We start from the raw sequence: 24120 nt of genomic DNA on the forward strand, positions 1-24120 counted from the left end.
AATGAAAAAAATTCTCGTTTTTCTATTTATCTCAGTAGCTGTTACAGCGCAAAAAAAAGTGAATAATTATAAATACATTATTGTACCTAAAAAGTTAGAAGCTTTTAATGAGTCAGATAAGTACCAAACGAGTTCATTAACAAAGTTTTTGTTTAATAAAAACGGGTTCATAGCTTTTTTAAGTGATGAAGAATTACCTGAAGATTTAGCAAAGAATAAATGTGGTGCTTTAACAGCAGATATTAAAGAGGATTCTGGAATGTTTTCTACAAAAACAACTATTGTATTAAAAGACTGTTTTAACAAGATAGTGTATAAGGGTACTGAGGGTAAAAGTAAAATGAAAAACTATAAAAAAGCTTATCATGAGGCTATTAGAAATTCATTTAATGGAATTAAAAAATTAAATTATAAATACATTCCTTTAGAAGAGAGTAATACCAATGCAAACGTTGATGTAGAGAATACGGTAACAAATGTTGTAGATAAAGAACCAAAAAGAAAAGAGAATATAGCGTATGATTTGTTTGCTAATTATAGTAGTAATGGATTCATATTAAAAGATGCATCAAATAATATTTCTTATGAAATACTTAGGACATCTAATCCTGAAATTTTTATTATAAAAAATAAAAACGGTGTATTTCTAAAGAAGGATAGTACTACTTGGATAGCCCAATATTATACTGATGATAAATTAACAATGAAGCCTTATAAAGTTAAGTTTAATTAGTAATTATATTTCTTATTCCACCTTTTCTTAAGAACTTCTCTGAAACTGTTTTCTCTAGCATTGTTACCAGGTTCATATAATTTTGTATTTGAAATTTCTTTAGGCATAAATTCTTGCTCTACAAAGTTGTTGTCATAACTGTGAGAATACATATAATCTTTACCGTAATCTAAGTCTTTCATTAGTTTTGTTGGAGCATTTCTCAAATGTAGGGGCACCGACAAGTCTCCTGTTTTGTGTACTAAATTTTGAGCTTCTCCAATGGCCATATATGATGCATTACTTTTTGGAGAGTTAGCTAAGTAAACTGCGCATTGACTTAATATTATTCTTGATTCAGGGTAACCAATAACCGACACTGCTTGAAATGTATTGTTAGCTAGAATTAAAGCTGTTGGATTAGCGTTACCAATATCTTCTGAAGCAGAAATTAGCATTCTACGAGCTATAAATTTTACATCTTCACCACCTTCTATCATTCTAGCAAGCCAGTATACAGCAGCATTTGGGTCGCTACCACGTATAGATTTTATAAAAGCAGAAACAATGTCATAATGTTGCTCCCCTGTTTTATCATATCTAACCGTATTTTTTTGAATTTTCTGAAGTACAAAATCATTCGTTATTTCTATTATTTCATCAGAAGAAACTAATAGTTCAAAAATGTTCAAAAGTTTACGAGCATCACCTCCAGATACTTGTAATAAAGCATCTGTTTCTTTTAATGTTATTGTTTTTTCAGATAAAATGTCATCTTTTTGAATGGCTCTATTCAATAAAGCAATTAAATCTTCTTTATCAAAAGAGTTGAGAATGTAAACCTGACATCGAGAGAGCAGGGCAGGAATCACTTCAAAACTTGGGTTTTCTGTTGTAGCACCAATTAAAGTTACCCAACCTTTTTCAACAGCACCTAAAAGAGAATCTTGTTGAGATTTACTAAATCGATGAATTTCATCAATAAAGAGAATTGGATTTTTCTGCGTGAATAGGCCACCACTTTTTTTAGCTTTATCTATAACTTCACGAACATCTTTTACACCAGAGTTAATAGCACTTAAAGTATAAAAAGGTCTTTTAGATTCGCTTGCTATAATATTGGCTAAAGTAGTTTTACCCACGCCAGGAGGTCCCCATAAAATTAATGATGGAATAATTCCTTGTCTAATATGTTGAGTTAAAATTCCTTTATCCCCAACTAAATGTTGTTGACTAATATAGTCGTCTAAAGTTTTCGGACGAATTCTTTCTGCCAAAGGTGCGTTCATAAGGTAAAAATACTAAAGATTTCTGACAGAAATTCGGATTTTAAAAAATGGATTTATTTTTGTTATTTAGAAAAGTATGAACGAAAAGGAGTCATTACAGTATAATAATAATATAGTTGCAATTCCATTTGTATTTGTATTTTTAATCTGGTTTATATATTGGATTGAAATTAAATTCGGATTTAATTTTAATAAGTTTGGTATACTTCCTAGAACTTTTAGCGGTTTTAAAGGTGTTTTATTTACTCATTTTATACATAGTGATACAAAACACCTATTTAATAATTCAGTACCTCTTTTTGTGCTTTTAATGAGCCTTTTTTACTTTTATAAAGATGTTGCTTTAAAGGTTTTGGTTTTTGGAGCCTTATTTACAGGATTACTAACTTGGGTTATAGGGAGAGAGTCATATCATATAGGTGCTAGTGGAATAGTATACCTGCTTTTTAGTTTCATTTTTTTTAGCGGAATTATAAGGAAGCATTATCGATTAGTTGCAATGTCTCTTATTACCATTTTTTTATATGGCAGTATGATTTGGTATGTCTTTCCAATAAAAGAAGGAATTTCTTGGGAAGGACATTTGTCAGGTTTATTGATAGGAGTAGTTTTTGCCATTGTTTACAGAAAACGAGGGATTATAAAAGAGAAATATGTATTTTCAAAATCAGCTTTTGATGATATGTTCGATGAAGAAGGGAATTATGTACCACCAGTTTTAGAGGAAGAGAATAGGATAGAGGATGTGGAAGAAAATAAAACAGTAGGAATTAATGAAATTTCCTACCGTTATATTTATAAAGCTTCTTCAAATGAAGAAGAATAGTTTTTTATTGTCTTTGTCTTATCGCTTCGTAGAGAAAAGCACCACATGCAACAGATACATTAAGAGATTCAATTTCTCCTAATAGAGGTAACTTGCCTTTATAGTCTACCATTTTTAAAATAGAATTGCTTACACCTTTATGCTCAGAACCCATAATAATTGCAGTAGGTTGTTTAAAGTCAAAATCATACACTGAATCTTCAGTTTTTTCAGTAGCCGCGACTAGTTTAATATCAGCTGCTTGTAATTGAAAAATAGCATCTTTAATATGATCAACTTTGCAAATAGGTATTTTAAAGGCTGCACCAGCTGAAGTTTTAATAGTTTCTGAGTTTACAGGAGCACTACCACTTTTTTGTATAATAATAGCATCTACGCCAGTACATTCAGCAGTTCTTATGATTGCTCCAAAGTTTCTAACGTCAGATAATTGGTCTAGAACTAGGAATAAAGGCATTTTGTCTGAATCTAAAACTTTTTCAATTACTGAATCTAAATCTTGGAATTCTATAGGAGAGGTTTTAGCAACAGCACCTTGATGATTATTATGTTTAGATAATCTATTTAATTTCTCTACAGGAACAATACTGGTAGAGATCTTGTTTTTTTTAAGAATTTTGTCTAATTGAAAATATAAATCACCTCGTAACCCTTTTTGTAAATAAACTTTTTCAATTGTAGAGCCACTTTCTATAGCTTCTATTATTGCACGTATACCAAATATTGTTGTTGCTTCTGTCATGTTGCAAAAGTAATTCATTTTATGATATAAAAAAACCACCTCTTTTGAGGTGGTTTTATTTATAATAAATACGTTATGTATTATTGGTTCTGATCGTTGATGAATGGGTTGTTTTGAATCTCACCTTGAGGAATTTCAAAAGTCATTCTTTCATCGTTATAAGGAATTGGAACACCTACAAAAGATAAGTGGTTTGCACCTCTTGTTGTAGTTGCTTTGTTACGCTTCATTGCTAAGTAACTCTTACCTTCTCCCCACATCTCTAAACGAGTTTGTAAGTAGATCTCATCTAATAATGCTTGACCGCTTAATGCATCAATATAAGAAGCATCAGGAACTCTTCTAGCCATTAAAGCTTTTAAAGAGGTTCTAGCAGCACCTTCAGCACCAGCTCTAGCATTTGCCTCAGCATTTAATAAGTATGCTTCTTCAATACGCATATAAACGTAATCTGCAGTTACACCAACTTGTGGACCACTAAAGAAATTATTAGTACCAGCAACAGCAGGTGAGTAGTAGAACTTTAATAATGGTTGTAAATTTCTACCACTTGCAGGATTATTAAAGAATTGAGCTCTTCTTACATCATTAGTAGGCATTTGGTTATATAAATTGATATCCATTGCTTTATAGTCTCCAGCTCCAGCATAACTATATGAGTAAGAATCTATTTGTCCCCACCAAGAAATTAATCCTAATTGGTTAGCAGGCACAAGATCAATACCCCACATCCAGCTTGAAGTAGCAACATCGTTAAACCCGTTAGTAACTTCTCCTGGAGCTAACATTGTATGATTTCCAGCATTAATTACTTGTTGAGTTAACTGAGCAACATCGGTATCTCTACCGCCTTTAGCACCTAAAGCATACGCTAAAATCATACGAGCAACGTCTTGGTTAACCGCAGTTTTAGAACCTCTGTTAAACCCATCTAATAAAGTAATGGCCTCATTTAAATCACTTTCAATAAGATCATAAACTTCTTGTGCAGTTGATTTAGGTAAGTTAGCTGGCTCCACTCTTGTGTATAAAGGCAAGATAGGTTCAGATGCATTATATTCTTTTTGATAGAATTGAGCTAGATAAAAATAAGAGTGAGCTCTCATTGCCTTAGCTTGTCCCATATTATATCTTGAATCAGCATCTGTTGGAGTAACATCAGTACCTCCTAAATTGTCAATGATTGTATTTGCAGATCTAATAATTCTATAATAGTATCTCCAAACTTGTCTATTATCACCAAAAGTAAAATCTTGAGTAGCTTCGAATGCAGTAATACTAGCTCTATACCATCCAAATGTACTTCTACTTAAAGCCATATCACCACAAAGCATATCGCTAAATACATCATAAGATTTATGTCCAAAATCATCATGACCACCAGTACCACCACTACCAGTCTGAATCATTTGCGCATACATACCATTTACAAAAGCCGCAGGTATATTTGAATTTGTTTGGGCTCCTACTTCTAATTGAGCAGAGGTAAGGTTTGTAGTAGGTTGACTTTCTCCTGATACCCCGCTATTATTTAATAATTCGTCACTACAGCTATATGACATAGCTAAAATTGCAGAAACAAATAATATTTTTATATTTCTCATTTTTTAATAAACTTTTTAATTAAAACTTAACTCTCACTCCCATCGTGATTGTTGTTGCAGGCGCATAAATTCTTCTTCCTGAACTTCCTGTTTCTCTAATAGCTGGGTTAAATCCTTCTCTAGCTGTATTAATAAATAAGTTATCGCCAGATACCCAGATGTTTATAGCGTCTATACCAGAGTCTTGCATAAAATTACTAGGAACAGTATAACCAATTCTAGCGTTATTTAATGCTATAAAATCAGTACTAGTGATAAAACGAGAAGAAGTTGAAGTGATGTTTTGTACAGCATTATCAGATAATAAAGGCACATCTGTAATATCACCTGGTTGTTGCCATCTGTTTAAGATATCAACGTGGAAGTTTGTACTACCAGCACCAAAACGGTCACTCATTAACTCAGCATACTGATTGTCATAAGCGTATCCTCCTAAACTATATGTGAATTGAGTAGCAAAATCGAAGTTACCTAATTTACCTGAAAGTCTAAAGGCACCTCTTACATCAGGAATTAAGGTCTTATCTAAGAATACTTGAGTTGCATCAGCATAAGTTTTAGTAGTAGTTTTTTGAATATTAGCACTTGGATCAGCTAATCTATATTCGTATAAAGTACTTGTATTACTTGGATCACCATTTGGTAATACAGAGAAATCAGCTTCTCCAGTATCTAAAACACCATTATTGTTTTTATCATCATAATATTGGAACCACATTGGAGCACCATCTGCAGGGTCTACACCAGCCCACTCTTGCATCCAGAAATCAAAGATTGAACGACCAGCAGCATATGCATAAGCACCATCGTTACTAGAACTAGTGTCTATAATTCTTTCTTGACCTGTAGATGGATCGATTGGCATAACTAACATTTCATTACTTAAAACTTCACCATTTACAGATAAATCTAATTTGAAGTTTTCATTGTTAACTAAGTGTCCAGTTACATCAAATTCGAAACCAGAGTTTAATACAGAACCGTCATTTACTAAGATAGAAGCAATACCTAATGATGAACCAACTCTTCTGTTAAAGAATAAGTTATCAGTCTCTTTTCTATAGTAATCGAAGTTAGCATCAATGTAATTACCAACGCTTAATTCAACCCCTCCTTGTAACATTCTTGAAGTTTCCCAAGTTAAATTTTCGTTACCTGGAGTATTTAAGTCTAAAGATAATTCACCTCCAATTAAATCAGAGTTAAAGATATCAAATCCAGAAGCTGTACCAGCACCATCTTGATCTCCAGTAACACCCCAAGAAGCTTTAACTTTTAAATAAGAAAGGAAACTACCTTGCATGAAGTCTTCTTCACTTACTACCCAAGCAGCACCAATAGAACCAAATGTACCCCATTTGTCTTTTACAAAACGAGAAGAACCATCTGTTCTTAAAGATCCTGTGATATAATATTTGTTAGCAAAGTTATAGTTAACTTGTCCAAAGTAAGATTCGATAGCTGATCCATTAGCAAAACCTGTAGCTGGTCTAGAATCTTCTAAGTAGTTACTAAGGTTAACTAAACCTGGTACAATTACATTTTGCTTAGCAGCAGAAGCTTGTTCAAATCTTCTTTCAAATGTTTCATGAGCAGCTAATACTTCTAAAGAGTGGTCTCCAAAAGAAGTTTTATAACGTAATAATTGTAAGAAAGTTTGAGACCATCTGATTTGATCTGTTACAGTAATAGATCCATTTATAGCTCTAGATCCACCATATGCGTGGTTAGAAACATTATTTCTTTGGAAGTAAGAATATTGTCCTCCGAATCTAGTCTCAAATGTTAATTCATCTGTTAATTTAAAATCTGCATTAAAATTACCATTAATAGCATGTGTTTCTCTAGTGTCAGAATCTAATACAGCAGAACCAATAGGGTTTAATAAATCTGCATTTGGTCTATTTCTTGTAAATCCATTAGCTAAACCAGTTAAAGAACCATAATCATATTGGTATCCTCCAAATATTGGATCAGGGATTAAATTAGCTGTATTTGGGAATCTTGCAAATACTGGATATAATGGAGCCATTTTATCGGCAAATTCGAAAACATTTTCAGAACCTACAATTTGTCCATTATTTGTACTTTCTGAAAAAGCATAGTTAAGATTAGAAGTTACTTTTAACCAGCTTTTAACATCTGAAGTTAAGTTTAATCTTGTAGTATATCTTCTAAAATCTGAGTTAATAGTATAACCATTGTCATCTAAATATCCTAAAGATACAAAGTATCTAGATTTGTCTGAACCACCACCCATACGTAGGTTTGCTTCAGTTCTAATACCTTCACCAAAAGCTTCGTCAGCATATCTTTCAGGTGTAAATAATCTTTGTACACCAGGTCTAACATTTCTTGTTGTAGGATCAATTAACGCTGCTCCATTTGCATTCCAAATATTGTAACCAGCACCAGCTCCTACAGGTAAAGATTCTCCTGCAACACCAGTACTTCCTCCAAATAATGATAAGTTAGCGAAAGCTTCAGCATCACCACCTAAACTTGCTGGGATAAACTCAGTAGGATTTACTCTACCTTTGTTGTATAATCCTTCCCATACTAAACCTATCCATTGCTCTGGAGAATCAATAACATCATATCTTGGGATAATTTGAGCATTAACCCCAGATTTTACGTCTACTTCTATATATGACTTTTCCGAAGAAGTTCCACTTTTAGTAGTAATTAAAATAACTCCGTTTGCTCCTCTAGATCCGTAGATTGCAGTTGCAGTAGCATCTTTTAATACTGTAGTACTTTTGATATCTGCAGGGTTAATAGAGTTTAAGTCGAAATTCCCAGCAAAAGGAATACCATCAACTACATATAAAGGAGATCTGTTCCCATTTGGAGAACCATAACCTCTTACACGAACAGTACCAATAGTACCTGGCTGTCCAGAAGTATTGATTACAGTAACCCCAGCTACCTCTCCAGCTAAAGCTTGAGAAACGTTAGAAAAAGATTTAGCCTCTAAATTTTCAGTTGCAACAGTAGCAGCAGTACCCGCATATGATTGTTTAGTAGCAGTACCATAACCAACTACAATAATCTCTTCAAGTAAATTGTCTGTTTCTAATGTTAAACTGATATTATTAGATGAACCAACCACTCTTTCTGCAGTTTTCATACCAACAAAACTGAATACTAATACATCTCCTGTTTTTGCCTTGATAGAGTAGTTACCGTCAAAATCAGTTTCTGTACCAGAGGTAGTCCCTTTTTTTAATACACTAACTCCAGGTAACGGACCTGATTCATCGGAAACAGTACCTGAAATCGTTCTTTCTTGCGCAAATGAAATCTGCACAACCAACGCTAGTAAAAGCGTTAAAATTCCATTAAACTTTGTTTTCATTGTATAATTGTTTGAATTAATCAAATGCTAAAGTCTTAATTTTATCTTAAATAAACAATTTTTTAACAGAAAAAACGAAATAGCGCTGCTTTAAAATAAGGATTGGAAGAATTATTTTAAGGATTAAACAGTAATTAAAGGAATTTTTTAAAGAGTTTTTATTTTGAGAATTAATAGGTATAATTGATCTTTTCTTGATGATTATTGAAAACAGCATGACCTTGTGTTAAGCCTAGGTTTATAGCTGAAATATAATGTATACCACCGTACAGTCTACTCATAGCAGCTTCTTGTGCAGCTTTTCTAAATGATTTGAATTCTCGTGCAGGTAGACCGTAAGGAATTTCAGTAGTATCGTTGAAGTAAAAATTATCCCCAAAAATAGAGGTTAAAGTTTCTGAGGCTGCTCCAGAAACCACAGAATGTCCACTTGTGTACTCCGGAAAAGGAGGGGTTTGTAGTATAGGTTCCCAATCTTCATCGATATAATTATTAATTAATGTTTCTGGTCTGACTAAATTACTTCGGTATTTTTCGTCCCAACAACTAATAAAAGCATCAGCAATAGAAATTGAAGTCTTGGTATATGCGTATACAGTTTTTTCAAAATCAAATTTGCTTTTTAAACAAGCAATCTTACAAATGCCAATCCAGTGTGCTCCAGGAGTTATTTTTTTAGAAGCAAACATAAAATGTCCTTTTGTAACGGAAACATAAGGGTTGCAATCCCAGAATCTAGCAATTGCAATTTCTTCAGAACTATCTCCCTTTTTTGAAATTTCTTTATGAGTATTATAAACTTCAATTAATTCTTTATAAAATGGGCTGTCTTTCTCTAATGAAAATTTAGGGGGTGGTATAGGTTTGAATTGAGAGGCAGAATCTAGTGTGAATGTTCTAATTTTATTCCAATGGGGTTCTATAGCATCCATATAAGATGGAGGTGTAGGTTTCCATTGAGCTGGATCATCAGAGAAGACATTGTGCTCAGGCATTGTTCTAGTTTGAGCATAGTTGTCTTTATTCATCCAATCAATAATTTGTTTAGAATAATGTAAACCATAGGTTTTAGAATTATTAAAAACAGCTGGATTACGTTTTTCCCATTGATTATAGAGGCTATCTCGATACTGGAGTAGTTTTTCTTTTGAAAAGATCAATTCTTTCGCAACATCTAAATATGCAATTAAAGACGATAGTTGATGATTTACATCTTCCTCATTAGAAGGCTTTGTGATTTTTAATTTATTTAGTTGGTTGGAAAGGCTTTTATATTCTTTACTATTTCCATTTAAAGCTTCGTAGGCAGCTATATTAGGATAGACGTATATTCTACTAGCTACAGGTGGTGAAAAAACATCATGAATCATAATTTGTGTTAGTTTGTCAACTAATCCATGATATGATTCTGGAGTGACTACTATCTTCTGCTCTTCTTTTTTACAAGAAATAATTGTGAAAGAAAAAATAGAAGAGATTAATAATATATATATGTATGAGTTATTTTTCATTAATGAAATAAGATTTGATAGTGTCGTTATTAGGGATTACTAATAAAGCCTTTTTGTCTTTTAAGTCTATTACGGATGCATTTCTCACTTCAGTGTCAATAGGGGAAATACCTAGAGAACTAGTTTTTAAATAATGATCTTTGTTTTTTAATAAAAGTCCTTTGTTGCTTTCATAACCACCATGAAAAGTATTTACTGATTTTGAGTTACCAAAAGCTAAAATATTTTGTTCGTTATCAAGGGTTATTTTATTGAAAGAATTTATTGGGGCTAGTTGAAAACTTTTTGGTAAACTTTTAAAAGAGTTAAAAGTACCGTTGTCGTTTTCTATATAGCCAGAAAAAAGATTATTAACCTCGTATTTTGTTGCTCTATTTAAAGCTTCTTTTGTTAATACTTGATCTATGGTTTTCATTGCATAATCTTCGTACTTGACAAATCTTTTCTTTATAATATTCATCTGAGATGCTAATTCGTCTTTTGAATATATTGGGTAATACTTTCCTTCTATATTATAAGCAACTACGGTTTCTTTTTTACCATTATTATCAAAATCTGAGTGATACATTACTAAAGGAGCTTTTTCAGAAGCCTTGAACTTAGTATTATTCCCCCAATTTCCTAATAAAATATCTTGATCTCCATCTTTGTCTATATCGAATGTTGTTACAGTTTGCCATAAACCTGCTAATGAAGGTGAGTTTTTAGTAGGTTCTAGCTTTCCTTGGTTGTTTAAGTATATTCTTGGATAATCCCATTCTGTAGAAACTACTAAGTCTTTAACATTGTCGTTATTTAGATCTTCCCAGATTGCATCTGTTACATGAGATTGTAATTTGAAGTTATTATCTATTTTGAAATTGCCTTTGCCATCATTGTTAAGTAAATATGAGTTAACGGCTTCTCCAAAATCGTTAGGATTGGATCTTATACCTATAAATAAATCGATATCTCCATCTTGATCATAATCATAAGGTTTGACGGTAGATGTAATGTATTTATTATTGGGAATACTGCTTGATCTAACAAAAGTACCATTATCATTACGGTATAACCTGTCAACTTCGTATTTCCAATTTCTGCTTTGATTAATTCCTGAACCAACATAAAGATCTAGATCACCATCATTATCAGCATCAAAAAAAGTAGCACTGGTATCTTCAAAAAGAGCATCCTCTTCAATGTTGGGAATATTTTTAGGTGTAAGTTCGTTACCGTTGTTTAAAAATAATTTAGCTTTATTTCCAGAACTATTTCCGATGAAAACATCATCATATCCGTTTCCATCTATATCACCCATAGCAAAAGCTGGTCCACTTGTAGAAACTTTGTATGGAATTAAGCGTTCAACATAAAAATCATTATATCGATCTTCTTTATGAGTATAGTCGATGATATTAGCTTCTGTAAATAGATTCTCCTTTGTTGAAGTATTAGGAATCCATTTTTTTGAGAGTTTTGGATCGTACTTTATAGTAACTAGTTTGTTTATTTCTGGATTCTTAATAGTTTGTTTTTGGTTATTTGGCCATATAATATTAATTGAGTCAATGGTTGTTATTGAGTCTAATCCGAAATGTAAATTATTAGTTACAGAAGAAATAAAACCTCTTGAATTGAATAATTGTTTAAGTTGTGCTTTGTTTTTTGTGTATACAATAGCTTTGGTACCTATTCCGTTTCTGTTTTTATCTGTATAATCAAAGTTTAATTGAATGTGATTGTTCTCCGCAGTGTTTTCATAAATTAAAGCAAAATCATTCATGTTATTGGTTACTAAATCTAAATCACCATCTAAGTCTAGATCGGCATAAGTAGCACCGTTAGAAAGTGTTGATAAATCCTCTATCCATTCATTGTTTTTACTTTCGAATTTAGAATTATTACCTTTAAATATTTGATTTGGAACACTTCCAGAAGGCATTTCGCTTAAAGAGGCGAGCAACCATTCATCTTTTGATTGTTTTTTGTTGCGATATTTGTATTTGCTAGCAACATACATTCTGAAGTCTAAGTTATTTGGACGCCTTAAGATCCCATTAGCAACGAAAATGTCTTGATAACCATCGTTGTTAAAATCAGCAATTAATGGACTCCAACTCCAATCAGTACTCGCAAGGTTGTTGTATAAGGCTTCTTCATGAAAATATTCACCAGCATTATTAATTTGTAGCATGTTTCTAGCATACTGGTCTTGGTATCCTAATTTCTGTAATTGAAGATGAACATTTAACATTGTGTCATCTCCTTCAGATTCTTTTACAGCGCGTTCGTCTTTAGGAAGCATGTCTAAAGTTATGATATCTTGAAAACCATCTCCATTTACATCAGCAGCATCGCTTCCCATAGAAAACCTGCTAATCATAGAAAATTTGTCAGCTAAAGACTCGGTAAAAGTACCATCTTGGTTGTTTATGTAGTAGTAATCATCTTCATGGAAATCGTTACAAACATAAATATCGTCCCAACCATCATTGTTAAAGTCAGCGATAGAAGCGCTTAAACCATAACTATTAACACCTCCGTAAATTTTAGCTTTTTCACTACTATTTATAAATTTATTATTGTCATTTTCTAATAGGACGTCACCTGTAAGGCTTGTTCTTTTTTCTCTTAATAGGGCAGGGCCATGCGAGGTTTTTGTATGTACAGCATGGTTTACTATATAAACATCTAAATCATCGTCTTTGTCGTAGTCAAAAAAATATGCTTGTGTGGAATAACCTTCATAATCTAGGTTATATTCTTTGGAGCGTTCAGTGAAAGTGTTGTCACCATTATTTATGTATAGCTCATTGTGTCCTTTGAAATCTAAAAGACCTGAAACGGCAGATACATAAATATCGAGAAAACCATCGTTATTTATATCTACTATAGTTGCTCCAGTTTGCCAGTCAGCATTTCCTTTTACACCAGCTTTGTCAGTGATATCTTCAAATGTTAAATTCCCTTTATTAAGATATAGTTTATTGTCTCCTTTATTTGATACAAAATAAATATCAGGTAAATTATCGTTATTAAAGTCGCCTACAGTAACACCGCCTCCGTTGTAGTAATAGATGTAGTTTATTATGTTGTGTTTTACATTGTCTTCAATTACATTCTTAAATGTAACTCCAGTTGTTTCGGGGGGAAGTTTTTTAAACAGGTATGATTTGTTGTTTTGTTTTGGTAGTTTATTTTCTTTACTGCAGTTGTAAAAAGTAATAATTGATAAAAGTAATATTAAAGGTAATTTTGTATTCATTTATAAATGAAGTTATTTCCTATAAAAAAGGGGTTGTTTTAAAACAACCCCTTTTAATTTTATTAGTTATTAATTTAGGGATCCTGAAATAGGATTAAAGTCTGTCTCGAAAGCTGGAACTGGCCAGTATTCTAAGTAACCATAATTGATAGTGGCATTTGTGTTTACGACACCATTAGTATCTAGTACTCTAGCACCTGTTCTGCTTCCTGCAGCAATACCGTATCTTCTTGCATCATAGAAAGAAACGGCTCTCATGAATAATGCTAAACGACGTTCTTTTCTAATTTCTTCTAAAGCATTAGCTTGAGACATTCCCGTACCAACAGTAGCTGGTAAACCAGAGTTTTGGAATGTTCTAACAGCATCTAAGTGTCCTAATCCGCCTTCAACATCATTTGTTCTTACTTTTGCTTCTGCTAAGAATAATTGATTCTCTTCATAAGTACCTGCGTAATACATTGTAACGGCAAGTGGAGTAGAAGAAACGATTGGAGAAGAATCTTGCCAGAAATAAGTTGCTCCATACTGAATTCCTCTACCTCTTGGGTTAGGGAAAGGGAAACCTGAAGCAGCAGCATCGAAATAACGATTTAATCTAGCATCACCAGCATTAATATCTTGGATTAAACGATCACTTGGGAAATACCAGAAACCAGTAACTTGTCCAGGTAACCATCCGTTATCTATAAATGAAGATTCAGACTGCATAGTGAAAGCATTTGTGTTGCTTGTAACACCATTGTTAGCCCAAGTAATAACTTGATTCCAGTTTGCTGCTGTCATGTCAGCAACTTTGGTGTTATATACCATGTTACGAGCTCTTAATGTATTAGCGTTTGCTTGTAATCCATCTTTGTCAACTTTTGAAGCTAAATAAGAAAGGTGTAAATTAGTTAATCTAGCATTGAAAGTAGTGTTGTCTGAAACAGCAGCTAAAAGCGTATTTAATTCATCTAATAAAGTATTAGATTTATTAATTAATTCTGAGTTTGCAACATAAGTAGTAACAGGTTCAGAGCTTGGGTTTGTTAAAAGTCCTCTGTCGTTAATAACTCCTTGTTCGTATATAGAACCTAATCTGTGGTACGCATATGCTTTCCACCATGTAGCCCATGCTTGGAAAGCTTGTTTGTCAGCTTCACTAGCAGGTAAAGCATCTAATGCTTCAATAATAGTGTTAGATTGAACAATTACACTATACATATCTCTCCACTCGTACTGTGTAGCATTATCACTACCAGCAGCTCTTGTGTTTCTAACCTCAATTTCTCCTGGTTGTGGCCCTCCTTGTGGTGGTGTTACAACTGTACCATCGTCAAGAGTGATAGAAGCAGTTTGGTTTACCCAACGGCCTCCAAAATTACCCCAAGGCATTGTCATAACATCTCCCATAGTTTCATGGTAACCGTATACAAACCATAACATTGGGCTTTCATTTTCGTTACCAACACTTTGGAATGTATCATCAGTTGCTAAGAAATCATAAACTCCTTTAGCAAATGTAGTTAAACCATCAACATTACCTAAAGATGATGTAGAAGGTAAGTTGTTGTTAACGGGCTGTATATTAGTTTCAAGTAGATTGTCCTGGCATGAAACTAAAACTGCCAGAATAAATATCGAAATATATTTTATTTTTTTCATCTTTATTAATATTAGAAAGTAATATTGATTCCTAAGTTGTAGCTCTTCGTGTTAGGATGTGTAAATTCATCAAATCCTCTTTGAAAAGTATTTCCAAAACCTCTTGCAGCTTCAGGGTCTAACCCAGTGAAGTCTGTAATAGTAATTAAGTTTCTACCAGAAAGTGTAATGTTTAACTGGTCTAATGCTTCAATACCTAATAAATCTTTTAATTTGAAACGTAAGCTGATATCTCTAAATCTTAAGAAAGATGCATCTTCGATAAAGTGAGACGTAGGAACGTTTGTGTTGTATAAAGAAGTATAGTAAGAAACAAAGGCACCTGTTTGATTTGTTCCAGAAGGATCTTCGATTGTTACAGGTACTGCAGTGTCAGCATGTAAACCATTGTTGTATAACCATTGCTTTGCTCTGTTGTATACATCCATTCCTTGGAACCAATCTAATTGTACAGATAAAGAAACAAAATTGTTAAAAGTTATGTCGTTTAAGAATGTCATTACAAAATCAGGTTGAGTACTACCAAGAGTTCTAGTATCTGGTGTGATTACTACTCTACCAGTATTTTTGTTTACAACATAACCTGTACTAGCTACTGTAAAGTTGTTTCTGTCTGCTACTGGTATAATTGGGTTTCCTTGTAAATCTGTTTGGTCTAAGCTAGTTACTACATCTCTAACATTAAATGAACCGATTTCTTGTCCTTCTTGTAATACGAAGAAATCTCCAGTTACTACAGGTAAACCATTAGCGATTTTGTCAAGAATTGCTGTAGATTTTGTGTAACGAAGACCAAAGTCCCATGCTAATTTTTCAGATTTATAAGCGCTTAAGTTTAAAGAGGCTTCTATACCATCACTACTAATGTCATATGCGTTTGAAGAAACAGCAGAAGAACCTGTACTTGTAGGTAAACCTAAGTCAAAAATAGCACCGCTTGTTTTTCTGTTAAAGTAGTTGATAGATCCATCAATAGAGTTTAACCAACCGTGATCATTGTTGAAGTCAAATCTATAATCTGTACCAACTTCAAATTCTTTTGCAATCTCCACATCTAGAGTTGGGTTAGCAACAGTAGAAGGGATTGAGCTAATTACTTCACTTCCTACAGTAGTTGCTTGGAATGTGAAAATATTTTGTCCAAATAAAGGTTGGATACCAGCCTCACCATACGCTCCTCTTAATTTAAGAGTAGTCACGGTTTCAGAGTCTAAAACATCTGCAATATTGAAATATGCATCTGCTCTTGGGAATGTGAAGCTTTTCCCTGTTCCAAATCTATTTGACTTATCTGTTCTGAAACCAACAGAAAACCCAGCTAAAGAACCATAATCGAATTTTTGGTTCACTAAAACACCATACGTTCTAAATGGAGCTTCGAAAAAGCTGTTGAATGTTTTTACAACTGCTTGGTTAATGTTAAATGTACCAAAACCACCAGCAGGAAGATTTGTTCCTTGGATACTTGTAGTTCTTAAATTTCTGTCTCTCCAATCAAAATTTACAGTAGTAGTCGATGTTACTGGAATCGACCATCCTAGATCTTCTTCTAAATCAAGTACAAGGTTCGCAGAAAGTAATAAGTTTTGAAAGTATTCTTGCGAGTCAATATGATTTAAGATACCAGATAAATTCGGGGAAATTTGTGATGCTTGTAAGTTAGCTGTCTGATTTTCTTGAAAGAAAGTGAAATTCTGAGTATATGTATCGTAACCGTATTTTAATCCTAAGCTAAGTTGATCGATAGGGTTGTAAGTTATATCAAAGTTTGCTATATATCTCGTAATCTCATCTAATCTAGTTTGAATTTGTTGATAGAAGAAAGGGTTTGCAGAGTTAGGATCTGTAGCGTCTGGAGCAACTACTAATTGTCCTGCAGAGTTTCTGTTGAAGAAATTAACATACGGTAAGTTTTGGAATACGTTGTTAATTAAGTTACTAGAATTCGCATTATCAGTATTTGTCCCAGTGTCATTTGAACTGTTTACAACATCGAAACGCGTGTTAATTGTTATTTTGTCATTAAGATCAAAACCTAAGCTTAATCTTGCGTCATATTTTACATATTTACCTTCAACTAAAACACTCTCTTGCTCTGTTCTGTTACCAGAAATTAAATATCTGATTTTTTCAGAACCTCCAGATACAGTTGCACCATGTCTTAAATTAAAAGCATTCTTAAATAAAACATCAGTAGCATCATAAAGTTGCTCAGCATATGGAGTATCATTAATACCTTCAGCACCTAATTGTGTAGTTCCTACGGTTCTTTCGTTTACGTCTACAGCTAAATATTGTCCTAGGTTGTTTAACTGAGTAACAGGAGTTCCGTTTAAGTCTATAATGAAACCGTTTGAATTAGTAGTGTAACGGTGTAAACGTGCTCTTCTCATTGCATCGTTAGTAATTGCTTGAGATAAACCAACATTTGTATTGATAGAAACTACAGGTTTACCAGAACGTCCCTTTTTCGTAATGATGTTAATTACCCCATTTGCTCCTTGGGCACCATATATTGTACCAGCAGCAGCGCCTGAAATTGTTTCTACTCTTTCTACGTTACTAAAATCAATATCTGCAAGACGAGAACTCAAATTTGAAGCTCCACCAAGACTACTTTGCGAAGTAGAAACTTGAACTCCATCAATTAAGATCATTGGTTGAGATGAATTTAAACTACCAATAGCTCTTAATACAATGTTTTGTTGCTGACCTGGTTGTCCAGATGTAGATTGGATTACAGTACCAGCAATTTTTCCTTGTAATGCTTGGTCAATAGATTGAGCACCTGCATCTTGTAAATCTTCTGCTTTAACAGAATTTACAGCAACACCAATCTTTTTTCTTGATGTACCTGATGCTACTCCTGTTACAACAACTTCGTCTAAGACGCTGCTGTCTTCGGTCATGGAAACATTAATTGTGCTGGAGCTTCCAACTGTTTTTTCAATAGTTTTCTTTCCTACAAAGCTGAAAACTAATACGTCTCCTGATTTTGCTTTGATTGAGTAGTTCCCGTCAAAATCTGTTTCGGTACCTACTTTGGTTCCTTTAATTAAAATACTAACTCCAGGTAAGGGTCCTGAATCATCAGAAACAGCACCTGAAATCGTTCTTTCTTGTGCAAAGGAAATGTGCACAATCAACGCTAGGAATAGCGTCAAAATTCCATTAAATTTTGCCTTCATTTTTATATTTATTTGAATTAATGATTGCTAAAGTCTTAAAATAAACTTAAAAAAACAACAAAAACAGTTAATAAAATACAAAATAATGAGGCTATTTGTTAAAAAAAAGAATTGTTTTTAGAAGAAATTTTTTAATGTTAAAGATAGGTTAAAACCCTTATTGGTACTGTTAAAATTGGAGTTTCCTGCGTTTGCAATTATGTTAATTATGGTTTTATTTAATGTAAATGAATAGCCTATGCCGTATCCAAATGCGTTTTTTGTTTGTTTATCAGTGTTTTGAATGATTCCGAAATCAGTGATAGAGTATAGGTAAGAGTTTTTTGAAGTTAGAAATCGGTATTCTAAATTAAAAAAAGAGTATTTAGGGGTGAATATACTTTGTTGTTCAAAGCCTCTAATTGAATTAGGGCCGCCTATTCTGTATAGTTCGTTTACTAGATAATTGTTTGAAAAAAGTATTCCAGTTTCATTGTGTAGGTAGACTGAATTTCTTGGATTTATTTCGTGTAAATAAGAGCTTTCTATGTTGAGTTTGCTTTGTGTTTGTTTGTTGTTATTGGTGGTTCTGGACCCTAATGAGTATTGTAAGTTTATCCTGAGTTTAGTTTTAAATAATGGGTGGTCTTTTGGAATAGTGTAGGATGCGTTAAAACCACCAAAAGTAGTGGAGTAATTTTCGATGCTACTTTGATTTATAACTAAAGTGTTTGTAGAAGTCTCAGTTTCGAAGAAAAGTCCAACTTCTGTGCTTGAATTTATATTGTATAATAAACTAGTGTGGAATTTTGAATTCAAAAAAGTACTATCCTGTTTGTGAATTTCAAAGGATGTTTGATTCGAAAAAGATGAATTGAATAAATATGGGATTTTAGTGTTTAAGTTGAAATTTTGACTATCATTACCATTTGCATTCCATTTAATGTTGAGCTCTTCACCAGTGTTTAATATGTTTACAAGGTCTAGAAAGATATTACCACTGATTAATAAATCTTGGTTATCGGGATTTGAGTTTAGGCTAATTAACCCATCAAAACTACTAACGTTTGTTTTTTCTAAATATAAATAAAGAGTTGTGGAGTCTGTATTGAATAAAACTTCAGGTCTTTTTATTTCTTTTATGAATTTTAAAGATTTCAGATTTCTAGAAGTCTTAAAAATAGCTTCTTGGTCAAAGGTTTTTCCTTTTTTTAATCGAAGAAAGTGGTCTAAATAACTACGAGGAAAGTTTTCGTATCCCTTTACAATTATTTTGTCCAGAATTCTTTTTTCTGATTCGTTAATCTGTATGGTAGCAAACAAGTTGTTTTTTTGAAGTTTAATATTACTTAGTTTTATTTTAGAAAAAGGTTTTCCTTCTTTTTTGAAATAAGACTTTATGGTATTTAAAATGTTACTTAGCTCAGAGAAGTGAATGCTAAGTTTGTTTCTTGTTGAGAAAAGTTTTTTTTGAATAGTTTTATTTTGCTTGGGGAATTGCAAGTGGATTGAGTCTATTTTCTTTCCTAACGAAAGGTTTAATGTAGAGATGCTATCGTTTTTATGAATTAAAGTGTCGACTGTACTGTAGAAATAGCCTTTCAGTTTTAATTGTTGGAATACACTATCAGTTTGAGTTTGTATTGCTGTTTTTGAGTCAAGTTTTTTCTTGAATTTAAGTTGGGTTAAAATAGTTTTTTCAATAGAATCTTTAGAAGTGATTTTGAAAGATAATTTTTGCGCAAAAAGACTCGTTCCTGTTAGTAAAAGGAAAAAAGTTAATATGGATTGTGTTTTTTTCAATGTAGAATAATATGGGCTAAAGTACATTAAAATCAATAGATTTGGTTTAAAATGAATTGATGATTTAAAAATAACTTGCTGATATTTGAATAATTAGAAATTAATCGTACATTTGCACACTCTTAAAAATAGAGAATTAATATTAATAAGTACAAACGAAAACAAGTAATTAATTAGTATGCCAACTATTCAACAATTAGTTCGTAAAGGAAGAACCAAAATAACTAAGAAGAGTAAATCGGCTGCTTTGACTGCATGTCCTCAAAGACGTGGTGTTTGTACGCGTGTGTATACTACTACACCAAAGAAACCTAATTCAGCAATGCGTAAAGTAGCGCGTGTTAGGTTAACGAATGGTAATGAGATCAACGCGTATATCCCAGGAGAAGGACACAATCTTCAAGAGCACTCGATAGTATTAGTTAGAGGTGGAAGGGTAAAAGATTTACCAGGGGTTAAATATCACATCGTACGTGGTGCATTAGATACTGCAGGTGTTGAAGGAAGAACTCAACGTAGATCTAAATATGGAGCAAAACGCCCTAAAGACAAAAAGTAAGATTAATCAGTAACTTTTTTAATGTAAAGACATGAGGAAAAGAAGAGCGAAAAAGAGAGTTTTGTTACCAGATCCAAGATTCAACGATCAGTTAGTAACACGTTTTGTGAACAACTTAATGTGGGATGGTAAGAAATCAGTAGCGTTCAAAGTATTTTACGATGCAATGGATATCGTAAACGAAAAGAAAACTGACGAAGAAAAGTCAGCTTTAGAAATTTGGAAAGATGGTTTGTCAAATGTAATGCCTCACGTAGAAGTTCGTTCACGTCGTGTAGGAGGGGCTACATTCCAAATACCAATGCAAATCCGCCCAGATCGTAAAGTTTCAATGGCGATTAAGTGGATGATAAGTTATGCACGTAAGCGTAACGAAAAAACAATGGCACAACGTTTAGCATCTGAAATTTTAGCTGCAGCTAAAGAAGAAGGAGCAGCAGTTAAGAAAAGAGTAGATACTCATAAGATGGCTGAAGCTAACAAAGCATTCTCACACTTTAGATTTTAATAACAATGGCTAGAGATTTAAAATTTACTAGAAATATCGGTATTGCTGCACATATTGATGCAGGAAAAACTACAACTACCGAGCGTATCTTATTTTATACGGGAGTTTCTCATAAGATTGGAGAGGTTCACGATGGTGCATCTACGATGGACTGGATGGAGCAAGAAGCAGAAAGAGGTATTACAATTACTTCTGCTGCAACAACTTGTGAGTGGAAATTTCCAATTGAAAATGGACAGCCTACTCCAGATACAAAAGGATATCACTTTAATATTATTGATACTCCTGGTCACGTTGATTTTACTGTAGAGGTAAACCGTTCATTACGTGTATTAGATGGATTAGTATTCTTATTTTCTGCGGTTGATGGTGTTGAGCCTCAGTCAGAAACAAACTGGCGTTTAGCTGATAACTATAAAGTGCCTCGTATTGGTTTTGTTAACAAGATGGACCGTCAAGGATCTAACTTCTTAGCAGTATGTCAGCAAGTAAAAGATATGTTAAAGTCTAATGCAGTGCCAATCGTATTAAACATTGGTGATGAAGCAGACTTTAAAGGGATTGTAGATTTAGTAAAGAACCGTGCTATTGTATGGCATGATGATAACTTTGGATCTACATTCGATATCGTTGATATTCCAGAAGATTTAAAAGAAGAGGCTGCAGAGTTAAGAGCAAAATTAATTGAAGAAGTTGCTGCTTACGATGAGAACTTATTAGAGAAGTTCATGGAAGATGAGAACTCTATTACAGAAGAAGAAGTACACGCTGCTTTACGTGCTGCTGTAATGGACATGTCTATCATTCCTATGGTTTGTGGATCGGCATTTAAAAACAAAGGTGTTCAGTTCTTATTAGACGCTGTTTGTCGTTATTTACCTTCTCCAACAGATAAAGAAGCAATCATCGGTACTGATCCTAATACAGGTGAAGAGATTGCTCGTAAGCCATCTGTACAAGAGCCATTCTCAGCTTTAGCATTTAAGATTGCAACAGACCCATTCGTAGGTCGTTTAGCATTCTTCCGTGCATACTCTGGTCGTTTAGATGCAGGTTCTTACGTATTAAATAACCGTTCAGGTAAAAAAGAGCGTATTTCACGTATTTACCAAATGCACTCTAATAAACAAAATGCAATTGATTTTATTGAAGCAGGAGATATTGGAGCAGCAGTAGGATTTAAAGATATTAAAACAGGTGATACTTTATCTGCGGAAAAAGCACCAATCGTTTTAGAATCTATGGATTTCCCAGATCCGGTAATCGGTATCGCTGTTGAGCCAAAAACAAAAGCTGATGTTGATAAATTAGGTATGGCTTTAGCAAAATTAGCTGAAGAAGATCCAACATTTACAGTAAAAACAGATGAAGCTTCAGGTCAAACAGTAATTTCAGGAATGGGTGAGTTACACTTAGATATTATTGTAGATCGTTTAAAGCGTGAGTTTAAAGTTGAAGTTAACCAAGGTCAACCTCAAGTAGAGTACAAAGAAGCAATTACAGCATCTGCAGAACACAGAGAAGTTTATAAGAAACAATCTGGTGGACGTGGTAAGTTTGCGGATATCGTATTCAAAATGGAGCCAGCAGAAGAAGGTAAGCAAGGTTTAGAGTTCGAATCTATCATTAAAGGTGGTAACGTTCCTAAAGAATTTGTTCCTTCAGTAGAAAAAGGTTTCAAAGAAGCAATGAAAAATGGTCCATTAGCAGGATACGAAATGGATGCAATGAAAGTAACCTTAATGGATGGTTCTTTCCACCCTGTAGATTCTGATCAATTATCATTCGAATTAGCTGCGAAATTAGGTTATAAAGCTGCTGCAAAAGCTGCAAGAGCCGTAATTATGGAGCCAATGATGAAATTAGAAGTGTTAACTCCAGAAGAAAATATGGGTGACATTGTAGGGGATTTAAACAGAAGACGTGGTCAAGTAAATGATATGAGCGACCGTTCTGGTTCTAAAGTGGTAAAAGCAATTGTACCATTATCAGAAATGTTTGGTTATGTAACTTCATTACGTACATTATCTTCTGGTAGAGCAACGTCTACTATGGAATTCTCTCACTATGCAGAGACACCAAGTAACATTGCAGAAGAAGTAATCGCTAATGCTAAAGGTTAATTATTAAGATGAGTCAAAAAATTAGAATAAAATTAAAATCTTACGATTATAATTTAGTAGATAAGTCTGCTGAGAAAATCGTTAAGACCGTAAAGAGTACAGGAGCGGTAGTAAACGGACCGATTCCATTACCAACTCATAAAAAGATTTTTACTGTATTACGTTCACCACACGTAAACAAAAAATCTAGAGAGCAATTTCAATTATCTGCTTACAAGCGTTTATTAGATATCTATAGTTCTTCATCTAAGACTATCGATGCCTTAATGAAACTTGAATTACCAAGCGGAGTTGAAGTAGAGATCAAAGTATAAGTATTTTAAATACTTTAAAAATAAGAAGCCTTTTTACATTTTGTAAAGAGGCTTTTTTGTGTTTAAGAGTTTTTTAATTTTATTATAGATCAAATACTTGATATTATTCCTTACTTTACTATAAAACTCTATAATATCACTGTTCCTGACATAATTATTTATAACTATAATGTATGTTTCTGTAAATAGCAACGATATGAGGTGGCTTTTAGTAGAATTACTAAGTCAAATTAAAGTATGGTTTTGCTGTGAAAAATACTTTAATTGATAAAAGGTTTTTTAATCTTAATACTGTTTGTTTACAGAGGTAGTTAATGTTGAATGATAGAAGATTCGATAGGTGAGTAATTGTTTTTTTGAGAGAAGTATGCCTTTTTAATGATTGTAATTTAAATGTGTTTTTCTAGTAATTCCTGCAACTTCCAATAAATCATATAAATAAGTGGTTTTGATTTGTTTATATATGTTTTTTTTTATACTTTCGCAGTCCGAAATTGGATGTTAATCAATTTTAACGCATAATTTCAGTAACATGTCCGGAGGGTTTCGCGAAGGAAAAACGGTAAAACACAAACAGTTAAGAGCTAAAATCGTGTTTTACGCTCTTTTTTTTTGAGTAGGATTTAAAGGACGCCGAAACATTTGTTTCAAATAATTATTTATTAATAGACGCGCTGGATAAAATTGTAAAATCTAATCGTCTTAAAATT

The 24120-nt window shown here is 33.1% G+C and carries 15 protein-coding genes; 6 read left to right on the forward strand and 9 right to left on the reverse strand.

Annotation, left to right across the window (positions count from 1 at the left end; all coding sequences use genetic code 11):
• Position 1 precedes the first annotated feature (1 nt).
• Complete coding sequence (locus tag ACKTTC_RS05110) at positions 2-733, forward strand: hypothetical protein (protein ID WP_408038729.1); 732 nt, start codon at positions 2-4, stop codon at positions 731-733.
• Here ACKTTC_RS05110 and ACKTTC_RS05115 read toward each other — a convergent pair.
• Entirely contained in the window at positions 730-2001 is a 1272-nt protein-coding gene (locus tag ACKTTC_RS05115) for a replication-associated recombination protein A (RefSeq protein ID WP_408038730.1), read from the reverse strand. The genes ACKTTC_RS05110 and ACKTTC_RS05115 overlap by 4 nt on opposite strands.
• A gap of 76 nt (positions 2002-2077) precedes the next feature.
• Here ACKTTC_RS05115 and ACKTTC_RS05120 point away from each other — a divergent pair, with 76 nt between their 5' ends.
• Positions 2078-2827, forward strand: a complete 750-nt coding sequence (locus ACKTTC_RS05120) for a rhomboid family intramembrane serine protease (protein WP_408038731.1) — start codon at positions 2078-2080, stop codon at positions 2825-2827.
• 4 nt (positions 2828-2831) lie between these two features.
• On the opposite strand, the gene rlmB is transcribed toward ACKTTC_RS05120, so the two are convergent.
• The 8 genes from rlmB to ACKTTC_RS05160 all read right to left on the reverse strand — a co-directional run bounded on the left by rlmB (position 2832) and on the right by ACKTTC_RS05160 (position 19906).
• Complete coding sequence (gene rlmB, locus ACKTTC_RS05125) at positions 2832-3569, reverse strand: 23S rRNA (guanosine(2251)-2'-O)-methyltransferase RlmB (protein ID WP_408038785.1); 738 nt, start codon at positions 3567-3569, stop codon at positions 2832-2834.
• 80 nt (positions 3570-3649) lie between these two features.
• A complete protein-coding gene (locus ACKTTC_RS05130) occupies positions 3650-5173 on the reverse strand; it encodes a RagB/SusD family nutrient uptake outer membrane protein (protein ID WP_408038732.1) in 1524 nt (507 codons plus the stop codon).
• A gap of 19 nt (positions 5174-5192) precedes the next feature.
• Positions 5193-8531 (reverse strand): SusC/RagA family TonB-linked outer membrane protein, encoded by a 3339-nt coding sequence (locus tag ACKTTC_RS05135; RefSeq protein ID WP_408038733.1) that lies wholly within the window; start codon positions 8529-8531, stop codon positions 5193-5195.
• 170 nt (positions 8532-8701) lie between these two features.
• On the reverse strand, positions 8702-10042 hold the full coding sequence (locus ACKTTC_RS05140; RefSeq protein WP_408038734.1) for a vanadium-dependent haloperoxidase: 1341 nt from the start codon (positions 10040-10042) through the stop codon (positions 8702-8704).
• Complete coding sequence (locus ACKTTC_RS05145; RefSeq protein WP_408038735.1) at positions 10032-13289, reverse strand: VCBS repeat-containing protein; 3258 nt, start codon at positions 13287-13289, stop codon at positions 10032-10034. The genes ACKTTC_RS05140 and ACKTTC_RS05145 overlap by 11 nt, the downstream gene beginning before the upstream one ends.
• Positions 13290-13358: 69 nt before the next feature.
• On the reverse strand, positions 13359-14936 hold the full coding sequence (locus tag ACKTTC_RS05150) for a RagB/SusD family nutrient uptake outer membrane protein (protein ID WP_408038736.1): 1578 nt from the start codon (positions 14934-14936) through the stop codon (positions 13359-13361).
• An 11-nt stretch (positions 14937-14947) separates the two neighbouring features.
• Positions 14948-18124, reverse strand: coding sequence for a SusC/RagA family TonB-linked outer membrane protein (locus ACKTTC_RS05155; protein WP_408038737.1), 3177 nt, complete (start codon positions 18122-18124; stop codon positions 14948-14950).
• A 117-nt stretch (positions 18125-18241) separates the two neighbouring features.
• Entirely contained in the window at positions 18242-19906 is a 1665-nt protein-coding gene (locus ACKTTC_RS05160; RefSeq protein ID WP_408038738.1) for a BamA/TamA family outer membrane protein, read from the reverse strand.
• 178 nt (positions 19907-20084) lie between these two features.
• Between ACKTTC_RS05160 and rpsL the strand changes: the two genes are divergently transcribed.
• From rpsL to rpsJ, 4 genes are read left to right on the forward strand one after another with little or no spacing between them, the layout of a single operon-like run.
• The gene (rpsL, locus tag ACKTTC_RS05165) at positions 20085-20465 is read left to right on the forward strand and encodes a 30S ribosomal protein S12 (protein ID WP_075342596.1); all 381 of its coding nucleotides are present in this window, start codon (positions 20085-20087) and stop codon (positions 20463-20465) included.
• A 31-nt stretch (positions 20466-20496) separates the two neighbouring features.
• Entirely contained in the window at positions 20497-20973 is a 477-nt protein-coding gene (gene rpsG / locus ACKTTC_RS05170) for a 30S ribosomal protein S7 (RefSeq protein ID WP_408038739.1), read from the forward strand.
• Positions 20974-20978: 5 nt separating this feature from the next.
• Positions 20979-23096 carry an elongation factor G gene (gene fusA, locus ACKTTC_RS05175; RefSeq protein ID WP_408038740.1) on the forward strand — a complete coding sequence of 706 codons (2118 nt, stop codon included), beginning with the start codon at positions 20979-20981 and terminating at the stop codon, positions 23094-23096.
• Between the two features lie 8 nt (positions 23097-23104).
• Positions 23105-23410 carry a 30S ribosomal protein S10 gene (gene rpsJ, locus ACKTTC_RS05180; RefSeq protein WP_075342599.1) on the forward strand — a complete coding sequence of 102 codons (306 nt, stop codon included), beginning with the start codon at positions 23105-23107 and terminating at the stop codon, positions 23408-23410.
• The last annotated feature ends 710 nt before the right edge of the window (positions 23411-24120 follow it).

Origin of the sequence: Tenacibaculum amylolyticum, from assembly GCF_964511145.1 — a bacterium.
GTDB lineage: Bacteria > Bacteroidota > Bacteroidia > Flavobacteriales > Flavobacteriaceae > Polaribacter > Polaribacter amylolyticum.